This is a genomic window from Vibrio nigripulchritudo ATCC 27043, assembly GCF_000222685.1.
GTDB lineage: Bacteria > Pseudomonadota > Gammaproteobacteria > Enterobacterales > Vibrionaceae > Vibrio > Vibrio nigripulchritudo.
The window spans coordinates 1-24117 of record NZ_AFWJ01000283.1 but is presented as its reverse complement, the minus strand read 5'-3'; the positions used below and the strand labels follow the sequence as shown (position 1 = coordinate 24117).

At 44.8% G+C, this 24117-nt stretch carries 20 protein-coding genes; 11 read left to right on the top strand and 9 right to left on the bottom strand.

All coding sequences use genetic code 11. From position 1 onward, the window contains the following. Positions 1–5: 5 nt before the first annotated feature. Both mnmA and RH89_RS21835 read right to left on the bottom strand, forming a co-directional pair. Positions 6–1118 carry a tRNA 2-thiouridine(34) synthase MnmA gene (mnmA, locus tag RH89_RS21840; protein WP_004406680.1) on the bottom strand — a complete coding sequence of 371 codons (1113 nt, stop codon included), beginning with the start codon at positions 1116–1118 and terminating at the stop codon, positions 6–8. A 142-nt stretch (positions 1119–1260) separates the two neighbouring features. Then, on the bottom strand, positions 1261–1935 hold the full coding sequence (locus tag RH89_RS21835; protein ID WP_004406677.1) for a pseudouridine synthase: 675 nt from the start codon (positions 1933–1935) through the stop codon (positions 1261–1263). A gap of 433 nt (positions 1936–2368) precedes the next feature. Here RH89_RS21835 and RH89_RS21830 point away from each other — a divergent pair, with 433 nt between their 5' ends. After that, positions 2369–4597 carry an NADP-dependent isocitrate dehydrogenase gene (locus RH89_RS21830; RefSeq protein WP_004406676.1) on the top strand — a complete coding sequence of 743 codons (2229 nt, stop codon included), beginning with the start codon at positions 2369–2371 and terminating at the stop codon, positions 4595–4597. Positions 4598–4721: 124 nt separating this feature from the next. On the opposite strand, the gene cspD is transcribed toward RH89_RS21830, so the two are convergent. Further along, positions 4722–4943: a cold shock domain-containing protein CspD gene (gene cspD / locus RH89_RS21825; RefSeq protein ID WP_004406675.1), complete on the bottom strand. Its 222-nt coding sequence runs from the start codon at positions 4941–4943 to the stop codon at positions 4722–4724. 425 nt (positions 4944–5368) lie between these two features. Here cspD and clpS point away from each other — a divergent pair, with 425 nt between their 5' ends. The 3 genes from clpS to RH89_RS21810 all read left to right on the top strand — a co-directional run bounded on the left by clpS (position 5369) and on the right by RH89_RS21810 (position 9236). Continuing rightward, positions 5369–5689 (top strand): ATP-dependent Clp protease adapter ClpS, encoded by a 321-nt coding sequence (gene clpS / locus RH89_RS21820; RefSeq protein ID WP_004406672.1) that lies wholly within the window; start codon positions 5369–5371, stop codon positions 5687–5689. A 42-nt stretch (positions 5690–5731) separates the two neighbouring features. Next, positions 5732–8005, top strand: coding sequence for an ATP-dependent Clp protease ATP-binding subunit ClpA (gene clpA / locus RH89_RS21815; protein ID WP_004406671.1), 2274 nt, complete (start codon positions 5732–5734; stop codon positions 8003–8005). Positions 8006–8189: 184 nt separating this feature from the next. Continuing rightward, positions 8190–9236 carry a serine hydrolase domain-containing protein gene (locus RH89_RS21810; RefSeq protein WP_004406668.1) on the top strand — a complete coding sequence of 349 codons (1047 nt, stop codon included), beginning with the start codon at positions 8190–8192 and terminating at the stop codon, positions 9234–9236. 69 nt (positions 9237–9305) lie between these two features. Here the strand turns inward: RH89_RS21810 and infA are convergent, their stop codons facing one another. The 3 genes from infA to aat all read right to left on the bottom strand — a co-directional run bounded on the left by infA (position 9306) and on the right by aat (position 11032). Continuing rightward, positions 9306–9524 carry a translation initiation factor IF-1 gene (infA, locus tag RH89_RS21805; protein WP_001040192.1) on the bottom strand — a complete coding sequence of 73 codons (219 nt, stop codon included), beginning with the start codon at positions 9522–9524 and terminating at the stop codon, positions 9306–9308. Positions 9525–9608: 84 nt separating this feature from the next. Then, complete coding sequence (locus tag RH89_RS21800) at positions 9609–10310, bottom strand: arginyltransferase (protein WP_004406558.1); 702 nt, start codon at positions 10308–10310, stop codon at positions 9609–9611. Then, positions 10307–11032 (bottom strand): leucyl/phenylalanyl-tRNA--protein transferase, encoded by a 726-nt coding sequence (aat, locus tag RH89_RS21795; protein WP_004406557.1) that lies wholly within the window; start codon positions 11030–11032, stop codon positions 10307–10309. The genes RH89_RS21800 and aat overlap by 4 nt, the downstream gene beginning before the upstream one ends. Positions 11033–11066: 34 nt before the next feature. On the opposite strand from aat, the gene RH89_RS21790 reads away from it, so the two are divergent. Beyond that, entirely contained in the window at positions 11067–11522 is a 456-nt protein-coding gene (locus tag RH89_RS21790; RefSeq protein WP_004406553.1) for an outer membrane lipoprotein, read from the top strand. Between the two features lie 139 nt (positions 11523–11661). Then, positions 11662–12942 (top strand): 3-phosphoshikimate 1-carboxyvinyltransferase, encoded by a 1281-nt coding sequence (gene aroA, locus RH89_RS21785; RefSeq protein WP_004406551.1) that lies wholly within the window; start codon positions 11662–11664, stop codon positions 12940–12942. A 60-nt stretch (positions 12943–13002) separates the two neighbouring features. Here aroA and RH89_RS21780 read toward each other — a convergent pair whose 3' ends face one another. Then, entirely contained in the window at positions 13003–13251 is a 249-nt protein-coding gene (locus RH89_RS21780; protein ID WP_004406550.1) for a YciN family protein, read from the bottom strand. A gap of 430 nt (positions 13252–13681) precedes the next feature. On the opposite strand from RH89_RS21780, the gene topA reads away from it, so the two are divergent. The 5 genes from topA (at position 13682) to RH89_RS21755 (ending at position 23324) form a co-directional block, all read left to right on the top strand. Beyond that, positions 13682–16312, top strand: a complete 2631-nt coding sequence (gene topA, locus RH89_RS21775) for a type I DNA topoisomerase (protein WP_004406549.1) — start codon at positions 13682–13684, stop codon at positions 16310–16312. 194 nt (positions 16313–16506) lie between these two features. Then, the gene (locus tag RH89_RS28870; RefSeq protein ID WP_004406546.1) at positions 16507–19206 is read left to right on the top strand and encodes an EAL domain-containing protein; all 2700 of its coding nucleotides are present in this window, start codon (positions 16507–16509) and stop codon (positions 19204–19206) included. Positions 19207–19645: 439 nt separating this feature from the next. Beyond that, positions 19646–20866 carry a glucose-1-phosphate adenylyltransferase gene (glgC, locus tag RH89_RS21765; RefSeq protein WP_004406545.1) on the top strand — a complete coding sequence of 407 codons (1221 nt, stop codon included), beginning with the start codon at positions 19646–19648 and terminating at the stop codon, positions 20864–20866. A 1-nt stretch (position 20867) separates the two neighbouring features. Beyond that, entirely contained in the window at positions 20868–22325 is a 1458-nt protein-coding gene (glgA, locus tag RH89_RS21760) for a glycogen synthase GlgA (protein ID WP_038146980.1), read from the top strand. A gap of 201 nt (positions 22326–22526) precedes the next feature. Continuing rightward, a complete protein-coding gene (locus RH89_RS21755) occupies positions 22527–23324 on the top strand; it encodes an alpha/beta fold hydrolase (RefSeq protein WP_004406541.1) in 798 nt (265 codons plus the stop codon). Here the strand turns inward: RH89_RS21755 and RH89_RS21750 are convergent. Together RH89_RS21750 and RH89_RS21745 are read right to left on the bottom strand one after the other, a co-directional pair. Continuing rightward, on the bottom strand, positions 23302–23631 hold the full coding sequence (locus RH89_RS21750; protein WP_004406539.1) for a putative signal transducing protein: 330 nt from the start codon (positions 23629–23631) through the stop codon (positions 23302–23304). The two genes, RH89_RS21755 and RH89_RS21750, sit on opposite strands and share 23 nt — an antisense overlap. Positions 23632–23777: 146 nt before the next feature. Further along, on the bottom strand, positions 23778–24117 hold a 340-nt coding region (locus RH89_RS21745), incomplete at its 5' end, for a TfoX/Sxy family protein (protein WP_004406537.1).

The window sequence follows — 24117 nt, the reverse complement described above, 5'->3', positions numbered from 1 at the left end:
AATTATCAAATTCGTTCTTCTATAATGCCGCCGCCCAGGCAGACATCATCTTTATAGAAGACAGCAGATTGACCTGGAGTGACAGCGACTTGCGGTTCATCAAAGATGACTTTAATGGTTTCATCGTCGACGGGGATGATAGTACAAGGAATGTCTTGCTGACGATAGCGCGTTTTCACCGTACAGGACATCGGTTGCTTGATCGCTAAGCGATCTACCCAGTGAAGCTGAGATGCGATTAACCCATTTGATTTTAATAATGGATGATCGCTTCCCTGAACCGCAATAAGCACATTACGTTTTAAGTCTTTGTCGGCGACATACCATGCAGCTTCGTTGCCGCCACCGCCTTTTTGTCCACCAATATGCAGACCTTTGCGCTGACCAAGCGTGTGGTACATCAAGCCTTGATGTTCGCCAATTTCTTTGCCTTCAGGCGTTTCGATTTTGCCCGGTTGTGCTGGCAAGTAACGAGAAAGGAAATCAGTAAACTTACGCTCTCCAATGAAACAGATACCCGTAGAATCTTTCTTTTTCGCGGTGATCAGGTCTTGTTCTTCGGCAATACGACGAACTTCAGGTTTCTCTAGTTCACCAACAGGGAACAGGCTGCGCGCGATTTGGTCGGAGCTTAACGTATAAAGGAAGTAGCTCTGGTCTTTGTTGCCATCCAAGCCACGAAGCATCTGAGGCTGTTCGCCTTCTGCTGTTGGGAAGGTACGACGAACATAGTGACCCATGGCAATGTAGTCCGCGTCGAGGACTTCATCGGCAAATTCCAGAAACGCTTTGAATTTGATTTCTTTGTTACACAGAATATCTGGGTTTGGCGTACGACCCGCTTTGTATTCCGCGAGGAAGTACTCAAATACGTTGTCCCAGTATTCGGCAGCAAAGTTAATGGTGTGCAGGTGGATACCCAGTTTGTCACATACAGCCTGTGCATCGGCAAGGTCTTCTGCTGCCGTGCAGTATTCCTCGTTGTCGTCTTCTTCCCAGTTCTTCATAAACAAACCTTCGACTTGGTAGCCTTGTTGTTTTAGAAGATAGGCGGACACAGAGGAATCAACGCCGCCGGACATACCGACGATCACTTTCTTTTGGCTGTTATCTGACATTGGTTATACCACTTAAATTGCTTGGGGGCAGATTCTAACAGAAAGAATTTGCTGGATACAGATCCGAGAGTTAAATCACAAAAAGCCTGTCGACTTAACCATCAATAAAGGCATCAGTGACTTACAAAAAGGCATCCTCGAACTACAACGTGACGAATTTCCATTCACCTGGCTGAAGATCACCTACAGTCCAGTTACCCATTGAGTAACGAATGAGCCGAAGAGTAGGGTAGCCAATGTTGGCTGTCATACGGCGCACTTGTCGGTTTCGTCCTTCAATAATGGTGATGGCAAGCCAGCTGGTGGGAATGGATGCTCTAAAGCGAACCGGAGGGTGACGATCCCAAACCTTTGGCTCTTCCATGATCTCGATTTGAGCAGGAAGTGTCATGCCGTCTTTTAATTCAACGCCTTTTCGTAGTTTATCCAAATCCGCTTCTGTTGGTGCTCCTTCAACCTGAACCCAGTAGGTTTTTGGCGATTTGGATTTAGGCTGAGTGAGTTTGGCCTGAAGAATTCCGTCATTGGTCAGCACCATCAAGCCTTCGCTATCTCTGTCCAGGCGACCTGCGGCATATACCTCTTTAACCGAAATATAATCGGCAAGCGTTTTTCTGCCCTCTCCATCGGTAAACTGACTCAGAGTATCGAAAGGTTTATTGAAGATGAGGATCTTTCTGTCTTCAGCCGACACAGTAGCGATTTTTTGCGTGGGTTTTCGCGATTTTTTTGAGCGATTTTTAGAATTTGTTTTAAAAGATTGGGTGCGAGAAGAGCCGGAACTCTTTGATTTTACGCTGCGAGAGCGAAAAGACATGTTAACTACCTTGCAAAAATGTAAACGAACTGTGGGTGAAAGTTTAACTTCATTTGTGATTGGGCTATGATTTGCGCGCCAAAAAACAGGAATCACGAACTGAATGATAGACTAAACACTTTTGTTTGTTTAGTTTTACGTGAGTACGGTATCCGGCACTGGATACAAGCACGACACCCTTGCCATTAATTATGATAAAGAGGATGTGTACGTGTTACCAAACTGAGGCAGTGCTTCCTGTTGGTCAAATTACCGGAACAGGTAAGCAGGTAGACTACAATAAGAAGCACTATTAGGGTCGAAGACCTTAGAAGGAGTTTGGATAACCAATCGCGGTCAGCCATAGGAGGATGTAGTACGGACTGACTGACGATTCATTAATGCAGACCTATTTCTCATCCAATAGAGACTGTCAGATATATAGGGAAATTTCATGCCAACAACTAAGCCTACTATTATTTATACCATCACTGATGAAGCACCCGCTTTGGCAACATATTCGCTACTGCCTATTATCCGCGCGTTTACTTCATCATCTGATATCAACGTCGAAACAAGGGACATTTCACTAGCAGGGCGTATTATTGCAAACTTCCCTGACTACTTAACTGAAGAGCAACGTATTGGTGATGCTCTGTCTGAGCTGGGCGAACTGGCAAAAACACCTGAAGCAAACATCATTAAACTTCCTAACATTTCTGCATCTGTACCTCAGTTGCAAGCGGCGATTAAAGAACTTCAAGCAAAAGGCTACGCGCTTCCTAACTACCCTGAAGAACCAAAAACAGACGAAGAAGCCAAAGTTAAAGCGGTATACGACAAAATCAAAGGTAGTGCAGTAAACCCAGTTCTTCGTGAAGGTAACTCAGATCGTCGTGCTCCAGCTTCTGTTAAGAATTACGCGAAGAAAAACCCTCATTCAATGGGTGCTTGGAGTGCTGAATCTAAGTCGCACGTTGCAAGCATGTCTGGCAACGATTTCTTTGGCAGCGAAAAATCAGTCACCATTAATGGTGCAACAAACGTTCGTATTGAATTTGTAGGCACAGACGGTGAAGTCAAAGTGCTTAAGAGCGAGTTTGCTCTTCAAGACCAGGAAATCATCGATGCGTCTGTAATGAACAAAGCGGCTCTGGTTTCATTCTTCGAGAAAGAAATTGAAGAAGCCAAAGAACAAGATGTACTGCTTTCTCTTCACATGAAAGCAACCATGATGAAGGTGTCTGATCCAGTTATCTTCGGTCATGCTGTACGCGTTTACTACAAAGAAGTATTCGACAAGTACCAGGACGTTTTCGAGCAGCTTGGTGTTGACGTAAACAACGGTATCGGTGACGTTTACGCGAAGATCACTTCTCTACCAGAAGCACAGCAAGAAGAAATCAAAGCTGCGCTTCAGGCGGTATACGAAACTCGTCCGGCATTGGCGATGGTTGATTCAGATCGTGGTATCACGAACCTACACGTTCCAAGTGATGTGATTGTTGATGCTTCTATGCCAGCGATGCTTCGTTCTTCTGGTCAAATGTGGGGACCAGATGGCAAGCTGAAAGACACTAAAGCAATGATCCCGGATCGCAGCTACGCAAGTGTTTATCAGGCTGTTATCGAATTCTGTAAAGAAAATGGTGCGTTCGATCCAACTACTATGGGTAGCGTTCCAAACGTGGGTCTGATGGCTCAGAAAGCGGAAGAATACGGTTCGCACGACAAGACATTCATTCAACAGGCGGCAGGTAAAGTTCGTGTAGTAGATTCTGCTGGTACTGTTCTGATCGAGCAGGATGTAGAGGAAGGCGACATCTTCCGTATGTGTCAGGTTAAAGACGCACCAATTCAGGACTGGGTGAAACTGGCTGTGAACCGTGCTCGTGCAACTGGCGCACCAGCGGTATTCTGGCTGGATGAAAGCCGTGCACACGATGCAGAGCTTATCAAGAAAGTAAATGCGTACCTGCCTGAACACAATACTTCTGGTTTGGAAATCAAGATCCTTTCTCCTCTTGAAGCAACGAAATTCTCTTTGGTTCGTATTAAAGACGGCCTGGATACCATTTCTGTAACAGGTAACGTACTGCGTGACTACCTGACAGACTTGTTCCCAATTCTGGAGCTAGGTACATCTGCCAAGATGCTTTCTATCGTTCCACTTATGAATGGTGGTGGTCTGTTTGAAACCGGTGCGGGTGGTTCAGCGCCTAAGCACGTTCAGCAAGTTGAAAAAGAAAACCACTTACGTTGGGATTCTCTGGGTGAGTTCCTTGCACTGGCGGCTTCACTTGAGCACCTGAGTAACGTGACAGGTAACAAGAAAGCACAGGTTCTTGCTGATGCGCTAGACAAAGCGACGGGTGAATTCCTGGACAACAACAAGTCACCATCACGTAAAGTGGGTGAGTTGGATAACCGTGGTAGCCACTTCTACTTAGCTTCTTATTGGGCGAAAGCACTGGCAGAGCAATCTGATGATGCAGAGCTGTCAACTCAGTTTGGTCCAATTGCCAAGCAAATGGCTGAAAATGAAGACGCTATTGTGAATCAATTGAATGACGCTCAAGGTGTTGTCGGTGAGCTAGGCGGTTATTACGCGCCAGAAGATGCGAAAGCAGCTCCTCTTATGCGTCCAAGCGACCTACTAAACGGCATTGTTGACGCTGTTTAATAGAATCCGGCTACTTAGCGTGCTGAAGTAGCCGTTCTATTTAGAGAATAAGTCTTTTGTAATTAGTAAGAGACAAAAACAAAGAAACCCGCTTAACGCGGGTTTCTTATACTCTGAATTCCAATTATTTGGCTTGATCGCCTTCAATTGGAACAACAGAGCTTGCATGGAAGCCTTTTGGACCTTGTTCAACTTCGTAGTTGACTGGTTGACCAGCTTTTAGGGTACGGTATCCGTCCATTTTTATTGTTGAGTAGTGTGCGAAAATATCGCCTTCTTCTCCTTCCGGACAGATAAACCCAAATCCTTTGGCGTTATTAAACCACTTCACTGTACCTGTAGCCATGCTATACATCCCTCATGCATTTTTAGTAACTGATGTTGTTTACGTCGACGCAGCTGTATCTATCAATATTGATGCATCATATTGCTATGACTATCAATTCAGCAATTGCTAAATTTTTAGCCACCAAGAACACAATTTAGTCAATGGATAAGCCCAGTCAATAGTTTGCAGTAATAAAATCTAACAATTTGACAAAGATTTCATTTTTGAGATTAACAAAATTATAACTAAGGTGCATATTGACAATAATGTTGTTGTGGACATTTCCGGTGATATTTTTCTCAGTTAAAAATCTACCTAAACTTTGAAGGTCACCAATGGCAATGTTTTATTTGCAGGGATACAATTGGTGCATTAGTCTTAAGTAGAGGGTGATATTCGGGCAACATCCTTGAATCTCAAACCTCCTGAAAACCGACGAAATAATGAGCAAACAATACCAATGGGTCACTCCAGACTCAGATTTACTGGAGAAGGAAAAAACACAGGTAAAACCGCCGGCTATGTACAATGTCATACTCAACAATGACGACTACACGCCAATGGATTTTGTGATTGAAATACTCGAACGTTTCTTTTCAATGGATTTGGAAAAGGCAACACAAGTGATGCTCAAAGTGCATTACGAAGGGAAAGCAATCTGCGGTACTTTTACTGCCGAAGTTGCGGAGACAAAGGTGGCGCAAGTCACTATGTACTCAAAAGAGAATGAGCATCCGCTGTTATGTACAATGGAGCAGGCATAAAGCTTGCTTGAGCAACATAGGTTGTTCTTTGGGGAGGTACTTATGCTAAATAAAGAACTAGAGTCGAGCCTTAATAGTGCTTTTGCTCGTGCGAGAGACAAACGCCATGAATTCATGACCGTTGAACATCTGCTCCTCGCGCTACTCGACAACGACGCTGCACAAGAAGCACTAAAAGCGTGCCAAGCTGACCTGGAAGTTCTTCGTCAGGAACTTGACACATTTATCGATCAAACCACACCTCTCATTCCAGAAAACGATGAGACAAGAGAAACTCAGCCTACATTAAGTTTTCAACGTGTACTCCAACGCGCGGTCTTCCACGTTCAGTCATCTGGACGCAGTGAAGTCACTGGTGCAAATGTTTTAGTTGCTATTTTCAGCGAACAAGAGTCTCACGCGGCGTATCTACTTAAGAAAAACGACATCAGCCGCTTGGATATCGTTAATTACATTTCGCATGGAATCAGTAAATCACCTCAAAACAATGAAGAAGATTCCTCTTCAAACGTGTTTGGTGAAGAGTCTTCATCCGATGAAGGCAATTCAGAAGAACGTTTAGAAAACTTTGCTACGAATCTAAACCAAATCGCAAAACAAGGTCACATCGACCCGCTGATTGGTCGCGATAAAGAGCTTGAACGCACCATTCAGGTGCTTTGCCGCCGCCGTAAAAACAATCCATTGCTTGTCGGTGAAGCAGGGGTTGGTAAAACCGCTATCGCGGAAGGTCTGGCATGGCGAATCGTTGAAGGGCAAGTACCTGAAGTGATTAAAGACAGCGTTATTTATTCGCTGGATATCGGTTCGTTGCTGGCAGGTACTAAGTACCGCGGTGATTTCGAGAAACGCTTTAAAGCCATCTTGAAACAGCTAGAAAAAGAAGATGACGCAATTCTGTTTATCGATGAAATCCATACAATCATCGGTGCAGGTGCGGCATCTGGCGGGCAAGTTGATGCCGCCAACCTGATTAAACCATTGTTAAGTAGCGGCAAGCTTCGTTGCATTGGTTCTACCACTTATCAGGAATACAGCAACATTTTTGAGAAAGAGCGCGCACTATCACGCCGCTTCCAGAAGATCGATATTGTTGAACCATCGCTAGATGACACAACTAAGATCTTGATGGGTCTCAAACCAAAATACGAAGCGCACCATGAAGTTCGCTACACCAAGCAAGCGCTACGCGCAGCGGTTGAACTTTCGGCTAAATACATCAATGAGCGTCATTTACCCGACAAAGCCATTGATGTGATTGACGAAGCTGGTGCACGCAGTCGTCTGGCTCCGGCAAGTCGTCGTAAGAAGACGGTGGGTGTTTCCGATATTGAGAATATGGTTGCCAAAATGGCTCGCATTCCGGAAAAATCGGTTTCTTCTTCTGACAAAGATATCCTTCTGAATCTAGATGAGAAGATGAAGATGCTGGTATTTGGTCAGGATCCTGCCATCGAGGTGTTGAGCGAAGCCATTAAACTGAGCCGTGCGGGATTAGGAGCAGACAACAAACCTGTCGGTTCTTTCCTATTCGCTGGTCCTACAGGGGTAGGTAAGACGGAGGTTACCGTTCAGCTGTCCAACTTACTTGGTGTTGAGCTACTGCGCTTTGACATGTCTGAATACGGTGAGCGTCACTCCGTGAGCCGCTTGATTGGTGCTCCTCCTGGTTACGTGGGATACGATCAGGGTGGTCTGCTGACGGATGCAGTTATCAAACATCCGCACTCGGTAGTGCTTCTGGATGAGATCGAGAAAGCACACCCAGATATCTTCAACTTGCTGTTGCAAGTTATGGATAACGGTACGTTGACAGACAACAACGGTCGCAAAGCGGATTTCCGCAATGTGATTCTGGTTATGACAACGAACGCTGGTGTTGCAGAAACGGTTAAGAAGTCGATTGGTTTGATTCAGCAAGATCACAGCCATGATGCGATGGGTGAAATTAAGAAAGTCTTCACTCCTGAATTCCGGAATCGTCTGGATAACATCATCTGGTTCAACAGCTTGGATGAAAGTGTTATTCACCAGGTTGTCGACAAGTTTATTGTCGAACTTCAGGCTCAGCTCGACTCACGTGGTGTGTCAATGGAAGTGTCAGAAGATGCTCGCCATTGGTTGGCTCACAAAGGCTACGATAAGACAATGGGGGCGCGACCAATGGCTCGTGTCATTCAGGAAAACCTTAAGAAGCCTTTGGCGAACGAACTTCTGTTTGGCTCGTTGGTTGATGGTGGCACTGTTAGAGTCACACTCAAAGACGACGAACTTGTTTTCGACTACGAAAACAAAAAAGAAGCCGTTCCCCATTAATTAAATCGTTCTAACAAAAATGCGCCTTTAAGGCGCATTTTTTTATGCCCGCAAAATACACTTTCTGTTGTTTGTCTCGCAGTGAGAAACCTTCATTCTGTCTTAATCTAACCTTTAAGTTTACTGTGTAAGTCTAGGGTCTGTTGACCCTAAGAACTCTTTGAAATTACGTGGAAATATAAGTATGCACAGGTGGTTTTGTTTACTGTTAATCTTCTTTTTGGCTGCTTGTGGTGAAGACAAAACGGAAGTGGTTCTGGCTCCAGAAAAGTTCTCTGGCATCATCGAAAGAATTGAAAACAACCAAGCTAACAATTTACACGCTTTGGTGGTCTGGCAAGACAATAAGAAGCTTCTCGAAGTATTCCGGGAGGGGGGTGGGCAACACGGTCATATTCAGATGTCAAAGGTGCCTATCGGGCGTGACGCCCTTCATAATGTCCACTCGGTAACAAAATCATTTGTAGCGACACTGATTTTTATGGCAATTGATGAGGGACGACTAGAAAGCCTAGATGTGCCCGTTTTCAGCTTGTTCCCTGAATATCAGGAGGAGGATGCCCAGGATAAGATGGCTATTACGGTCCGGCACATTTTGAATATGTCGACTGGATACGCGCTCAACGAGCATGCAATGCCCTATGGTCTTGCGAACCCATTCCACCGTCATTACTCAGCTAAAGATCTCAAAGCCATGTTCCTGGGGACTCCTCTCAAATTTGAACCGGGCAGCCGCTTTTGTTACAGCGGCCTTTCTACTATTGGCTTGTCCAAGGTAATAGAACGCATTTACGAGAAACCGTTCGCGACAGTAATGCGAGAAAAGCTATTTGAGCCGTTGGGAATCGACAATTACAGATGGATAAATCAGTTGGGTTCTGGAGAGCCTGGAGCCGATTGGGGTTTGATGACAGATAGCGAATCCATGGGCAAGTTTGGTCTGATGTTACTTAATGATGGAGCTTGGGAAGGAAAACAGATTATCCAGCCTCATTGGGTTGAAAAGATAAAGGTGAGTGAGTTTACGAGAGGCATGATGGGCTACGGGATGCATTTCTGGCAATTGCCGCAGTTTTCCTCTGCTTTCGCTGCACTTGGGCATGGAGAACAGTATGTGATTGTTATTCCGAATAAGAATGCGGTTATTGTTACAACCGCAGGTAACTACAGTCAGGTAACACAAGCCAATCCAGTGCTCGAATTAGCGCATCAGGTTTATCAGTTGCTGTGAATAAATGTGACTAACAGTAAACGCAAAAAACGGAGCTAAATAGCTCCGTTTTTTGTAAAGACTCGAGAATTAACGAGCGCGGAAGACGATACGACCTTTTGATAGATCGTATGGAGTCATCTCTACAGTTACTTTGTCACCAGTAAGAATACGGATGTAGTTCTTACGCATTTTACCGGAGATGTGTGCAGTTACTACGTGACCGTTTTCTAGCTCAACACGGAACATAGTGTTTGGCAGAGTATCAAGAACAGTGCCTTGCATCTCAATTACGTCTTCTTTGGCCATTTAATCCTCTTTAGAAATTTGGCTGAAATTTTTAACGACCGAATTTTGCCGCTAAAACAATAAAAAGTAAAGTTGCGGCGTATTCTAACCCTGCCACCGATGATTTACTAGCCTTTGATGAGGATGAAAGCGTACTTTGTAATTCATGGCCTGACATTCATCGATCTGATAGCCGAGATATAACCACTGCTTTCCGCTCTTTTTGCAGTATTCCAGTTGGAATAATACGCAAAGTGTCCCTAAAGAGAGCTCCGAATGTGGATTGTAGAAAGTATAAAATGCGGATGCACTATTGGACATTACGTCCGTAACAGCAACGCCAATAAGTGTTTCATCTTGGTAAACATGCAAAAACTGAGTGTTGAGCCACTCGTTCTGAGCAAAGTCAAAAAAATCCTTTTTTCTTGGAGGGTACATGGTCCCGCTCTTGTGCCGGTGATTGATGTATTCGGCGTAAACGTCAAACCAGTTTTCGTCGAGCGTGTTCTTCATTTCCCAATGTATGCCTTTGGCTTTGTTTTTAAGCCTTTTTTGGCTTTTGGAGGGCACAAAATCTGCCACAGCGACACGAAGCGACTGGCAGGCATTACATTGATCACATTGAGGCTTGTAGATGGCATTTCCGCTGCGACGGAATCCATTTGCCATCAGAAGTTCGTATCCTGAGCACGTGTGTAATACATCATCCAGAACGACAGCAACCCTTTCCTGTTGTTCGGAAAGGTAACTGCAGTCGTGCGATTCCGTCATTCCTATACGGATAAGCGTTTGATCTTTCTGATTCACAACAACTCCCCTGAAATCGGACTTTCAAGTATCTGGGGGCGATAACACTGCTGAGAAACGCGTCTGGAATTTAAATTTTTCAGCTTATCTAAAAAGTTTGCCCGGTTGCATTCCATCGCACCCAAAGATTGCAAATGCGCATTCATAAGCTGGCAGTCGATCAGCACTCCTCCATTTTGCTGAAAGTGGTGGCAAAAGTGCCACAGAGCTATTTTTGAAGCATTCGGCTGTATGCTAAACATAGACTCTCCACAAAAGACTTGTCCAATTTCTACACCATATAATCCACCCACAATCTGGTCTTTGAGCCAAACTTCCACAGAATGAACATGACCCAGTGACGCAAGCCGCTTATATGCGTCTCCCATCTCTTCGACTAGCCAGGTTTCTTCAGGTGAACGGGTTTCAGCACAAAGAGTGATCACTCTCTCTGTTGCTCGATTGATAGTGACTGTGTAACCGGATTTGCGAAAATATTTTTTGAGACTTTTCGCAGGTTTGAATGTCTTAGGATCGAAGATGGCGCGAATACTTGGACTCCACCATAAAATAGGTTCATTGTGGCTATACCAAGGGAAAATGCCTTGTCGATAAGCTGACATCAATCTGTCTGGATGTAAGTCGCCCCCCATAGCGATCAACCCATCTGGGTTGTCCAGCGCCTGATGTGTAGGCGGGAAGCTTTGTCGATCGGTGCTCAGCTCAGGTAGAAAAATCTTCATATCAACTATTTTGGCAGAATTTGGGAGAATTATAATGAGAAAGATATTGCTATTGTTATTAATAATTCCTGTTTTTGTGCAGGCAGGGTACCAGAGAAATCAAGCCAGAACGGTAAATGAAGTTGTGTTCGGTCAAGTAGACAGCGTTCGCTATATTACTGAACAACAAATCATTAAATCTAAATCTTCGGGGTGGGAGACTTTAGCAGGTGCAACTATTGGCGGTCTAATCGGCAATCAATTTGGTGGAGGTACAGGCAAGCAGGTTGCCACCGTTGTTGGTGCGGTCGCGGGAGGCAGTATCGCTCACAACAAAGCGAACGAAGTCTATCGAATCGAGCACAAATTGGTGGAGATTTTGATCGATACGGAAAAAGGCGAGTTAATTAACGTTATTCAGGACGTAGACCCCAATATGCTTTTTACCCGGGGTGATTCCGTCAGAATTCTTTACTTTGATAACGGCGTTCGGGTGGACAAAACCTACTGATTTTTTCAGTAGGTGAAAATCACCGTTACTTCTGGGTACGAGCCCCTAGCCAAGCCCAGTGTTTTTGGTTAGTCTGCTAGCACGAAAAATAAAAACTCGCATTCGGACGTGCGAGACTATGCAGGAATAATCAACATCAATGGAAAGCCTTACGTTACAACCCATTTCTCTCGTTTCTGGTGAGGTCAACTTACCTGGCTCAAAAAGTGTTTCAAATCGCGCCCTTTTGCTTGCTGCTCTGGCATCTGGCAAAACCCGTCTAACTAACCTCCTCGATAGTGATGACATTCGACATATGTTGAATGCATTGACTAAGTTAGGCGTTACATATCAATTGTCCGAAGATAAGACGGTATGTGAGGTAGAAGGTCTGGGTGGCAGTTTTCACACTGAAGAAGCGCAGGAACTTTTCCTTGGAAACGCGGGAACGGCGATGCGCCCATTGGCTGCGGCGTTGTGTCTGGGAAGCGGCGAGTATGTACTTACTGGCGAACCAAGAATGAAGGAGAGACCGATTGGTCACTTGGTGGATGCACTTAAAACTGCGGGTGCTGACATTGAGTATCTGGAGAATGAAAATTATCCACCACTGAAAATCAAAGGTACTGGTCTGAAAGGCGGCAAAGTAGAAATTGACGGGTCAATTTCAAGCCAGTTTTTAACTGCATTTTTGATGTCTGCTCCACTGGCACAAGATCAGATTCAAATTGATATTATTGGCGATCTTGTTTCTAAGCCTTACATCGATATCACTCTACATATCATGACGCAATTTGGTGTTAAGGTGGAAAACAACAACTACCAGTCTTTCGTGATTCCGGCTGGTCAAAGCTATCGCTCTCCTGGAGACTTCTTAGTGGAAGGAGATGCCTCATCGGCTTCTTATTTCCTTGCTGCTGCGGCGATAAAAGGCGGCGAAATCAAGGTCACTGGTATAGGTAAAAAAAGTATTCAGGGCGACGTTCAATTTGCTGATGCACTTGAGAAAATGGGTGCAGAAATCGAGTGGGGAGATGACTATGTGATTTCTCGCCGAGGCGAATTGAAAGCCGTGGATTTGGATTTCAACCACATTCCGGATGCGGCAATGACTATTGCCACTGCCGCTCTGTTTGCTGAAGGGACAACTGCGATTCGCAACGTTTACAACTGGCGCGTGAAAGAAACCGATCGCTTATCGGCAATGGCGACAGAGTTGCGCAAAGTGGGAGCGCAAGTAGAAGAGGGTGAGGATTACATTATCATCACCCCGACTTCAGAGCTAAAACATGCTGCCATCGATACTTATGATGATCACCGTATGGCAATGTGTTTCTCACTAGTGGCGCTGAGTGATACGCCCGTTACCATCAATGACCCGAAATGTACTTCGAAAACATTTCCTGATTACTTCGACAAGCTATCATCGCTTAGTCAGTAGTCTTAGGAATCTGAAGGAACCCCAGCATATCGCTGGGGTTTTTTATTCGGTCAACGAGCTCTATTTCTCTAACGTGAATTCTTTTGAAAGCTGATGAGCCAGATATTTGAACATATTGAAAGCGGCAGGGGTATTTTTTGTCGGTAATCCCTGATCGTTTAAGAAGTACTGTCCTTTGAAAATCAGAACGTCGTCTTTTTCTTCTACATTATCCGCACGCATGCCTTCAATATAGTTGTCATGTTCCTGAATAATGGAATTGGCGATAAGCAGCAAATCGAATTGAGAAATCGGCTTTTTAGAACTCATAAAACACCTCTTATATAGAAGAGGGAAGTGTAATTCCTAAGCAACAAATAGCAAGCCCTCAAGTTCCGTCAATATTGAGCTGCCTCAATACAGGATTAATTAAGACAGGTAGCCAGATTCCCAACAATAATCCAATATGAAATCGTCTCTTTTTTGTGAGCCAATACAGAAATCCGTCATTTTCTCTAGTGTATGGCAACGCGCATGATTACTATGTGCGCAAATTTAGCCTGAGCTACGTATCTTAAGAGAGATGTGGCCGTATTCAACGCCATTTTACAGATCGACCACTTGTCGACCACTCAGAATTGAAATGTAAAAAACTGGTTGACCTTCTTATAAACTCGCACAATAGTAAAAAAAGAAGCAATGAATCAGAATGGTGTGCGCTAAATGCATACAATCGAATTTGAGGACGTTTGAGTCAGATATGGGTAAATCTCTCGTAATAGTGGAGTCACCTGCCAAGGCAAAGACCATTAATAAATACCTTGGTAAAGACTATATAGTTAAGTCGAGTGTAGGACACGTACGTGATCTTCCTACCGCTGGCCAAAGCACTGGCACTAAAAAAGCAGCGGCAGTGTCGACAAAAGGTATGAGCGCTGAAGAGAAAGCTCGTATCAAGAAAGAAAAAGATCGTAAAGCACTGATCAAGAAAATGGGGATCAACCCATACCAAGATTGGGAAGCGAACTATCAAATTCTTCCTGGTAAAGAAAAAGTGGTCTCTGAACTGCAAAAATTAGCGAAAGACGCAGACCACGTTTATCTCGCAACCGATTTGGACCGCGAGGGAGAAGCCATTGCGTGGCACCTTCGTGAGATCATCGGTGGCGATGAAGAACGCTATAAACGTGTTGTTTTCAACGAAATTACCAAAAACGCCATTCAGCAGGCATTCGAAACTCCAGGTGAATTGAATCTTGATGGAGTCAATGCTCAGCAAGCACGCCGTTTTATGGACCGTGTTGTGGGCTTTATGGTTTCTCCGCTGTTGTGGAAGAAAGTCGCTCGTGGCTTATCTGCGGGTCGAGTTCAGTCTGTTGCGGTAAAACTGCTGGTAGAGCGCGAACGCGAAATTAACGCATTTATCCCAGAAGAGTTTTGGGACATCCATGCTGATACCAAAACGGCGGATAAAACCGATTTCCGTTTGCAGGTAGCGCAAAAAGATGGCGAAGCCTTTAAACCAGTTAACGAAACTCAGGCACTGTCTGCGGTTTCGGATCTCGAAAAAGCGAAATACGAAGTTTGTAAGCGCGAAGACCGCCCAACCAAGAGTAAGCCGTCTGCACCTTACATCACTTCTACCCTTCAACAGGCTGCAAGTACACGACTAGGGTATGGCGTTAAGAAGACCATGATGCTTGCTCAGCGCTTGTATGAGGCGGGTTACATCACTTATATGCGTACCGACTCAACCAACTTGAGTGCGGAAGCCGTTGATGCCGTTCGTGGCTTTATCACGTCTGAATTCGGCGACAAGTACCTACCTGCTAAGCCAGTTGTGTATGGCAGTAAAGAAGGGGCTCAGGAAGCACACGAAGCGATTCGTCCTTCTAGTGTTGAAGTCACCGAAGCCGATCTTCAGGGCATGGAGAAGGACGCACACAAGCTTTACCAGTTAATCTGGAATCAGTTTGTTGCTTGTCAGATGACGCCTGCTCAGTACGATTCCACAACATTAAGCGTGAAAGCAGCTGAATACACACTGAAAGCCAAAGGTCGAATTCTTAAGTTTGACGGTTGGACTCGTGTTCAGCGCCCAATGGGTAAGAATGAAGATCAGATTCTTCCTGCGGTTCAGATTGGTGACGTGCTGGATCTGGTTGCTCTTGATCCAAAGCAGCACTTCACTAAGCCGCCAGCGCGCTTCACTGAAGCAGCATTGGTCAAAGAGCTAGAGAAACGTGGCATTGGTCGTCCTTCGACTTACGCTTCTATCATTTCGACCATTCAAGATCGTGGTTATGTGAAAGTCGATCAGCGTCGTTTCTATGCCGAAAAAATGGGTGAAATCGTTACAGACCGTTTAGACGACAGTTTCAACGATCTGATGAACTACGACTTCACCGCTCGCATGGAAGAGAAGCTTGACCAGATTGCAGAAGGCGATGCGAACTGGAAAGGCGTTCTAGACAACTTCTTTAGCGATTTTACCGGCGATCTGGAAAAAGCAGAGTTGGAAGAAGATTTGGGTGGTATGAAGCCAAACCACATCGTTCTGACTGACATTGAGTGCCCAACGTGTTCTCGCCCGATGGGAATCCGTACTGCTTCCACTGGTGTGTTCCTTGGCTGTTCCGGTTATGCTTTACCGCCGAAAGAGCGTTGTAAAACTACGATCAACCTAGGCGATGAAGAGGGCATCATCAACGTTCTGGAAGAAGACGTTGAAACAGCAGCCCTGCGCGCCAAGAAACGTTGTCCTAGCTGTGGAACAGCAATGGATGCGTATCTGATCGATGACAAGCGTAAAATGCATGTTTGTGGTAATAATCCGAACTGTGACGGATACATCGTTGAACACGGTGAATTCAAAGTGAAAGGTTACGACGGTCCTGTCGTTGAATGTGACAAGTGTGGTGCCGATATGGTGCTGAAGAATGGTCGCTTCGGTAAATACATGGACTGTACTCAGGAAGACTGTAAGAACACGCGTAAGATTCTGAAAAATGGTGAGGTTGCACCACCTAAAGAAGATCCGGTTCACTTCCCAGAGCTGCCATGTGAGAACTCAGACGCTTACTTCGTTCTGCGTGACGGTGCATCAGGTCTGTTTATGGCTGCCAGTAACTTCCCGAAATCTCGTGAAACCAGAGCACCTTTGGTGGAAGAGTTGGTTCGATTTAAAGATCGTATCTCCTCAAAGTTCCAGTACCTGACGGAAGCTCCGACTCACGATCCAGATGGTCGACCAACAGTAGTGCGCTTTAGCCGTAAGTCTAAAGAAAACTATGTTCGCTCAGAAATTGATGGAAAACCCTCCGGCTGGACAGGCCTTTACATCGATGGAAAGTGGGAAATTACGGATAAGCGTAAGAAACCAAAATCGTAATTTACTGATACTAATAGTTATAAGGCAGCCAATAGGCTGCCTTTTTCTTATCATGTTTGACGAAAGTATTATCCTCGCTAACACTTATTAATAGCATGGCATATGCGAAAAACTCTCATTTTCAAAACTTAAAATAATCCCGAGATGTAATTCCATTTGCCGGTGTCAAACGTCAGTTGGACAGGAGGGAGCGGTTGAGGCTTAAAGCGAGATTATTGCTGATCACAGCAATAGGTCTGTTTCCTGCTGTCGTGCTGATCGCCGCGAATTCTTGGTGGCAGTTCCTACAGGAAAAATCTGCAGCTGCTCGCTGGGCATCGGGTGTGGCAGAACAACTGGTGCGCGAACAGGCTCTGACGCTCGCGGAGTCCGAACGTTTCTTAAATACCATCAGCTACTCATACGAAACGCTAATGACAAACCAAGTGGACTGTCAGGATGCACTGCGCCACTGGTTACAGCTCAGCCCTTACTTTTCCAACCTGATCATTACTTCTCCAACCTCAGGACAAATTTGTCAGGCGACTGAGTTGCATGAAAATGCGCAAGTGATAGTCAATCAGATTTATGTTCAGCAAGCCATAATGAATCAGAAGCTGTCTGTAGGCGAAGTGTTAACCGATCAAAAAACTCATAAACCTTTTCTGCAAGTTGCTTATCCCCTTGGGTTGTTTCACAAAGGCAGCCGTTCGGCGATAGCAGGAGAGTTGTCTTTTGACTGGTGGCAGACCAAGCTTTCGCAAATGAACATCCCTTACAAGGCGTCCATTAACTTACTGGATAGCCGTCAGGTGGTTTTGGCAACTAATGGACTACTCCCTTCACAAGTGGTGAGCGACGACTCGCTACGAATTGAGAAACAACGTTCGTTACTGCCAAATGTGACCACATCTCCTCAAATTGTTATCTCACTTTCGACTCGAAGCTATTTCACTATTGTGGTCGAAAACTTAGCAGGCAATATTCTATTTTTGCTCTTTGGCTATCTACTGGCTATCGCCATTATATGGTGGGGTTTTTCCAACACAGTGCTTAAGCCAACCTTTGAATTGCTACGTCGAAGCCGTCAGTACGTGAATGACTGCACATCTGGTAGCTCTGCAACACTCGATGAACTGTCTGGATTCTGTGAGCAATTTGATAACGTTTTGAAGGAGCAGGATGCACTCAAAAACCGCTTGATGGAGCAGGAATCCAACCTCAGTCAGGCATACAACCGTATCAACAGCTTGCTGGACAACTCGCCATTTGGAGTGGTGGAGTGGGATACTCATTTACGAATCCAGCGCTGGTCTACGCTGTGCGAACAAATTTTTCAGATGAATCAAAATGAGGTGGAGGGGCGACAGATCGCTCAGCTACCGGTTCAGCTTAAGCGTCACTTATGGTCGATCGAGCCGTTTCTTAAGCTGTACCAAAACGGCAAAGACAGCAGTAAACGGATAGAGGTCGGGTATCGGGATGAAATGGGAAGCGAAAAAGTGCTTCGTTGGTGTTTTTCAGCCATATACGACGACTCAGGTGATCTATCGAGTATTTTAGGCTTGTTTGAGAATGTAACCCAGCAGGCAGAATACCAGCGAGAGATTGAATATCACGCTCGCTACGACAGTCTGACTGGTTTACCCAACCGATATTCCGCGCTTCAGCTGATTTCCGATCGGCAGTCTAAAAAGGTGGAATTTGCTGTAGCTCTGTTAGACATCAAAGGCTTTAAGCTTGTTAATGATCACTATGGGCACGAATATGGCGACATGCTGCTGGTCGAGCTCTCAGAACGTGTCAGTGGCAAAATACAGCGAGATGAAAGCTTCGCGAGGTGGGGAGGGAATGAATTCATTTATGTGCTTCCTTATATCGATGAAGAGCGGGTTGCAAAAAGGCTAGAGGAAGTGATCACCGATATCGCGCAGCCCATATTGCTTGGTACCAGCAGTTATTCCACTCAGTTAAATTGTGGTGTTGCCTTGTCAGACCGCCCGCTAGAATCCCCTTCGGAACTGATTCGTTTTGCCGACCTTGCCATCTTCTTTGGTAAAAAAGAGAAAAATCGCACCATCAATTTTTATCAACCTTCGATGTCTGAAATTGGCAGTGCTCAGTTTGAAACTGAGAGTGAACTAAGACGTGCGATTTCAAACAATGAATTCGCTTTGGTATTTCAGCCTATCCTGAATACTGAAACACAGACCATCGAATCCGCAGAAGCTTTGGTAAGGTGGAACCATCCGCAGAAAGGACTGATTCCACCTTCGCATTTTATTCCTGTGGCTGAAGATTCAGGGTTAATCCTTCAGATCGGAAATTGGGTATTGGATCAGGCAGTATCACAGCTCAAAGCCTGGGTTGACGAAGGGCTAGAGATTCGAGATATCGCCGTCAACCTATCGGCTCTACAGATCAATGATGTGAATTTTGTCGCCAACATTAAGAACATTCTTCAGCGTTACGACCTACCTCCCCAATACCTCACATTGGAAGTCACCGAAACGTCATTATTAGCAAGTTATACTGACGTCATTGCAAAAATAGGAGAACTGAAAGCTCTGGGAATAAAAATTGCACTAGATGATTTTGGAACAGGATATTCAAGCCTCAGCTACCTGAATGAATTGCCATTGACTAAGTTGAAGATCGATCGATCTTTTGTAGCAAGAATTGATGAACCTAGAGAACCTACTGTTTTACTGGATGCGATCATTTCTATCGCACATAACATGGGTTTAAGCGTGGTTGCAGAAGGTATCGAAACCTTAAGTCAATATGAATATCTTGAAGCGAAAAGGTGCGAATTTAGCCAGGGTTATTATTTCAGTCCACCCATAGATGCCATATCTTTTCGAGAATTGCTTGCACAAAAGTTGTGCAAGGATGCACCAGCTAAAAACAATTAGTTAACGATTAGGTTACAACGCGCAAACGTTTGCTGTTGATTGCGCATTTGTTGTCACGGATCGCAAAATAATGATTGTAATTGCATATGCAATCAGTTAAAAATGAGCTCATAAAGCGCATTCCATAAAGTATAAATATAGATGTGCGCAATTATAAAAAAATGAACAATATCAGTATTTTCGCTTGATTTGCTTGGTGGGATGAGGAATTTATCAACAAAATTCCATTCTCTTAGCTTTATCAGATCAGGCTCACCATGTGAGCGACAGTTATCTCTTCGGAGATCACCCAAAATGTTGTTTTGTGCTTTCAAGCTAGCGATGCAATGTCGTCTTGGCATTTGGCAGCATGCTGTCTCAGCACATGGACGTATGCCGCGACGATTTGAGGTTCTCTCTGATTGTTCGGATTGAAAACTATAAGATATGGAGATAAATAATGGCTGGTGTATTAGGAATGATTTTGGCGGGGGGAGAGGGCTCCAGATTAAGACCTCTGACAGAATCACGCAGTAAACCCTCGGTGCCATTTGGAGGAAGTTATCGTCTGATAGACTTCGCTCTGAATAATTTCGTAAACGCAGACTTAATGAGAATTTATGTTCTTACGCAGTTTAAGTCGCAATCCCTTTACCTTCACATGAAAAAAGGCTGGAACTTGTCGGGGATTACTGACAGGTTTATCGACCCGATTCCGGCGCAAATGCGCGACGGAAAACGTTGGTACGAAGGAACAGCAGACGCCATCTATCAGAACATTCGCTTTATAGAGCTTGCGCAGCCAGATCAGGTGTGCATCTTTGGCTCCGATCACATCTACAAAATGGACATCCGACAAATGTTGGATTTCCACAAGCGAATGGAAGCGAAGCTCACGGTTTCTGCTCTTCGTATGCCACTTAAAGAAGCATCGCAATTTGGCGTGATTGAAGTGGATAAAAACGGGAAGATGATTGGTTTCCAAGAAAAGCCGGAAAACCCTAAACCTATCCCGGGTAGCCCAGATGAAGCGCTGGTCTCTATGGGGAATTACATTTTTGAAGCCGATGCCCTAGGAAAAGAACTACGCGAAGATGCCGATAATGGTTCTTCAAGCCATGATTTTGGCAAAGACATCATTCCAAAAATGTTCCCGGCGGGTGAGGTATACGTATATGATTTCTCAACCAACAAAATTAACGGTGAGCGTGCCACCGCTTATTGGCGCGATGTCGGAACTATTGATTCTTACTGGGCGGCACATATGGATTTGCTGGACAAAGATCCGGAGTTCTCTCTCTACAACCGCAGTTGGCCGCTTCATACCTACTACCCGCCATTGCCACCCGCAACTTTTGTCGACAGTAACGACGACTGCCGAGTTCGGGTGAATGACAGCTTAGTGTCGGGGGGCAGCTACATTCAGGGGTCATCTATCCATAAATCGGTATTAGGATATCGAAGCAACGTTGCCAGCGGCTCCGTTATCAGCGAATCGATTCTGCTAGGTGATGTAAAAATTGGTGCGGGCTGTAAAATACGCCGAACCATTATTGATAAGGATGTCGAGATTGCACCGGGAACCGTCATTGGCGAAGACTTAGAATTGGATTCTCAACGTTTTCATGTCTCACCGGAAGGCATTGTCGTCATCAAGAAAGGAACACAAGTTGGGTTCTAAGATGGATCGTATGAATATCTGGTTTACGGTTTCTGAAGCTGAAGGTTTGGTAAAAAGCGGCGGTTTAGCTGATGTAGCGAAAGCGCTGCCTAAAGCCCTACAAACATTGGGACACGATGTATCTATCGCCATTCCCGGGTATCGGACGTTACCAGGGCGGGAAGAGGCAGAAGTGATACTGACTACAGAGCTTGATTTCTGGCCTCATGTTAAATATCAGGTTAAGAAGTTAGATCTGGATGGGGTTCCCGTTTTTGCGGTTGAATGTCATCAGTATTTTGATAGAAGTGAACTGTACGCTGAGTCGAATCAGGCATACCCTGATAACGGTGAGCGTTTTGGATTCTTTGCTTCTGCGTGCCTTGATATGCTGCCCAAGCTAGGCATAAAACCAGATATTGTCCATGCCAATGACTGGCATACAGGGCTTGTGCCTTTCCTTCTAAAAACCCGTTACGAGCACGATGAACGCTTTCAATCTATTCGAAGCGTTTTAACTGTTCATAACGCGATTTTTAAAGGGATTTACTCCTACCACGACTTGGAAATTATCCCGGAGCTTAACTTGTCTGGTTTGGAAAATATCCAGTACGGACAAGATCACATCAGCATGCTTAGAGCCGGTGTGGCATATGCCGATAAGGTGAATGCGGTTAGCCCTAATTATGCTGCGGAGCTCATGACTGCCCTGGGTTCTCATGGGATGGTGGATGACTTTGTTCATCGCAGTGCCGACCTATACGGAATACTGAATGGCTGTGATTACAGTGAATGGGATCCAAGAACTGACAGATATCTGGAGTATCACTACGAGGCTAGTGCCTCTAGCATTGCAGAAGGAAAACAGCTCAACAAACGCCAGCTTCAAAATGAAGTGGGGCTTCCTGTAAATCAGAACCTTCCTGTTTTTGGAATGGTTTGCCGTTTGACACATCAGAAAGGTTTTCACTATCTGCTGCCAATACTTGAACAGTTTCTGCTGAATGATGCTCAAGTAGTGATTGTTGGAACGGGAGAGCCACAGGTTGCAGCCAAGTTGCATGAGATAGCTCGTCGCTTCCCCAACAAACTCGCATTTATTGAAGCATACAATAATCGCCTGGCGCACTTGGTGGAGGCTGGGGCAGATTTCTTCCTTATGCCTTCTGAATTTGAAGCTTGCGGTCTGAATCAGATCTACAGTATGGCTTATGGTACGTTGCCAATCGTTCGAGAGGTCGGGGGACTGAAAGACACGGTAACGGACTATGATACCGATAGGGTCAACGCAACCGGGTTTGGTTTTTTGGAGCCTGCACCGGAAGCCTTACTTATAGCAATGCAACGAGCACTCATATTCTATTTTCAGCAGCCTGAAGAGATGCTCAGAGTACAGCTCAATGCGATGAATACTGAGTTTAGTTGGGACGCATCCGCCAAAGAATACGTCAATATGTATCAGGCAGCCTTGCTCCATTAAAAACGCCAAAATAACGTTAAGCCTCCTTACGGGAGGCTTTTTCTTATCTTAAGTATATGAAATTACTATACTTTCATTTGTTCACATAACAAATCATGATTGATGAAGCTTGATGAATACTGCTTAAACCACATATTTGTTCAGAGTGTGGTAAGCTTTTAGATAATAAAATAAGAAAGTTTTAAAAAATATTGTTAAGCGATGTCTAACTCATTGTTATTTCATAAGGTATATACCCACCCAACCAGCTCTGAATGGGTGGTTTTTGTTCATGGTGCTGGTGGCAGTTCTTCGATTTGGTTCAAGCAAATCAAGGCATACAAGCAGCATTTCAACCTATTACTCATCGACTTGAGAGGTCACGGCAAGTCCAATAACCTGTTCCAGGGGTTGATGAAAAAGAGCTATACCTTCAAAGATATCTGTCAGGATATTCTTCAGGTATTGGATCATCTTAAGATTCAGTCCGCGCATTTTGTCGGAATGTCATTGGGCACCATCATTGTCCGAAATCTCGCTGAAATGGCATCTGAAAGAGTGTCGACCATGGTGATGGGAGGCGCTGTAACGCGTTTTGACATCCGTTCTCAGGTGTTGGTGAAGGTTGGGGACTGGAGTAAGCATATCATCCCGTATATGTGGTTATACAGCTTGTTTGCCTATATCGTAATGCCTCAGCGAAACCAGAAAGAATCTCGGCACCTGTTTGTCCGCGAAGCTAAGAAGTTGTGCCAGAAAGAATTTAAGCGTTGGTATACCTTGTCGGCAGACGTTAACCCACTGATGAAGTATTTCCGTGAGAAGGAGCTTCCTATTCCGACTCTTTATCTGATGGGTGACAAAGACTATATGTTCTTAAGACCGGTCAAGGAGATGGTCAAAGTACATAAGCAGAGCGCACTGATTGAAATCCCAGATTGTGGGCATGTGTGTAACGTAGAAAAGCCGGACATTTTTAACGAAGAGTCGATAGAGTTTATTCGTCAACACTCTCGTTAACCTGATAGCCGCACTTCCAGCAGGCACCAAACTGCGCTTCAATCCACTCATCACACTCAGGGCAGCACCAGTTGGGCTGCTCTCTGTTCTCCGATTGGTTTAGATAAGCATCGACTATGGTTTTTGCCTTGTCGTACTGGTATTCGTTTAATAACCAGATATAGGGTTCTGTATCGGAACCAAAAGGCAACTCTCCCTGTAGACCAAACAAACCTTCTCCTCGTACTTCCACATCTACCCCTTGCGCTTTTAGCAATTCGCAAACAATGTGGGCTTCTGTAGGCAGCGAGGCAGAGTACAACTTCATAATGATTCCTATTTGGTTTGGTCGAATGACCTAGAGTTATATTAAGTATGACAGGAGTTTAGAGAGTGTGGTTTGTTGCTCTGCACCAAACTGTGAATTGCAGCAATAAAAAAGCCTCCGAGAGGAGGCTTTCTTAAAAAGGTTACTTAGCTCAGACGCTTCATCAATTCATCTCGCCTGTCTTGAGGAATAACAGACCAATGAGTTCCTTTGATAGCACCTTCAAGTGCCCATAGAAGCTCAAGCCCCACATCACTAGAATGTGTTTGCTTGATGGCTTTATAAGCTTCTACTGAACCATAATCCTGCAATTCTTGAACAGAGGATATACCTGCTTTTTTAAGCATTCGTTCAGTGCCCAAGCGCAGGTTTGGCAGATCTTTAAGGCGAGTGGGTTTAGTCTCGGCTTGCTTCTGCTTTTCAGTTCTCGCAACTTTGAGTGCTTGCGATGCTTTTTCGATGATGTCGTCAGTATTTTCCCAGCTG

What these genes read in the sequence shown, in the direction of transcription:
- mnmA (WP_004406680.1), bottom strand. Translation starts at nt 1,118, where the DNA reads ATGTCAGATAACAGCCAAAAGAAAGTGATCGTCGGTATGTCCGGCGGC.
- RH89_RS21835 (WP_004406677.1), bottom strand. Translation starts at nt 1,935, where the DNA reads ATGTCTTTTCGCTCTCGCAGCGTAAAATCAAAGAGTTCCGGCTCTTCT.
- RH89_RS21830 (WP_004406676.1), top strand. Translation starts at nt 2,369, where the DNA reads ATGCCAACAACTAAGCCTACTATTATTTATACCATCACTGATGAAGCA.
- cspD (WP_004406675.1), bottom strand. Translation starts at nt 4,943, where the DNA reads ATGGCTACAGGTACAGTGAAGTGGTTTAATAACGCCAAAGGATTTGGG.
- clpS (WP_004406672.1), top strand. Translation starts at nt 5,369, where the DNA reads ATGAGCAAACAATACCAATGGGTCACTCCAGACTCAGATTTACTGGAG.
- clpA (WP_004406671.1), top strand. Translation starts at nt 5,732, where the DNA reads ATGCTAAATAAAGAACTAGAGTCGAGCCTTAATAGTGCTTTTGCTCGT.
- RH89_RS21810 (WP_004406668.1), top strand. Translation starts at nt 8,190, where the DNA reads ATGCACAGGTGGTTTTGTTTACTGTTAATCTTCTTTTTGGCTGCTTGT.
- infA (WP_001040192.1), bottom strand. Translation starts at nt 9,524, where the DNA reads ATGGCCAAAGAAGACGTAATTGAGATGCAAGGCACTGTTCTTGATACT.
- aat (WP_004406557.1), bottom strand. Translation starts at nt 11,032, where the DNA reads ATGAAGATTTTTCTACCTGAGCTGAGCACCGATCGACAAAGCTTCCCG.
- RH89_RS21790 (WP_004406553.1), top strand. Translation starts at nt 11,067, where the DNA reads ATGAGAAAGATATTGCTATTGTTATTAATAATTCCTGTTTTTGTGCAG.
- aroA (WP_004406551.1), top strand. Translation starts at nt 11,662, where the DNA reads ATGGAAAGCCTTACGTTACAACCCATTTCTCTCGTTTCTGGTGAGGTC.
- RH89_RS21780 (WP_004406550.1), bottom strand. Translation starts at nt 13,251, where the DNA reads ATGAGTTCTAAAAAGCCGATTTCTCAATTCGATTTGCTGCTTATCGCC.
- topA (WP_004406549.1), top strand. Translation starts at nt 13,682, where the DNA reads ATGGGTAAATCTCTCGTAATAGTGGAGTCACCTGCCAAGGCAAAGACC.
- glgC (WP_004406545.1), top strand. Translation starts at nt 19,646, where the DNA reads ATGGCTGGTGTATTAGGAATGATTTTGGCGGGGGGAGAGGGCTCCAGA.
- glgA (WP_038146980.1), top strand. Translation starts at nt 20,868, where the DNA reads ATGGATCGTATGAATATCTGGTTTACGGTTTCTGAAGCTGAAGGTTTG.
- RH89_RS21755 (WP_004406541.1), top strand. Translation starts at nt 22,527, where the DNA reads ATGTCTAACTCATTGTTATTTCATAAGGTATATACCCACCCAACCAGC.
- RH89_RS21750 (WP_004406539.1), bottom strand. Translation starts at nt 23,631, where the DNA reads ATGAAGTTGTACTCTGCCTCGCTGCCTACAGAAGCCCACATTGTTTGC.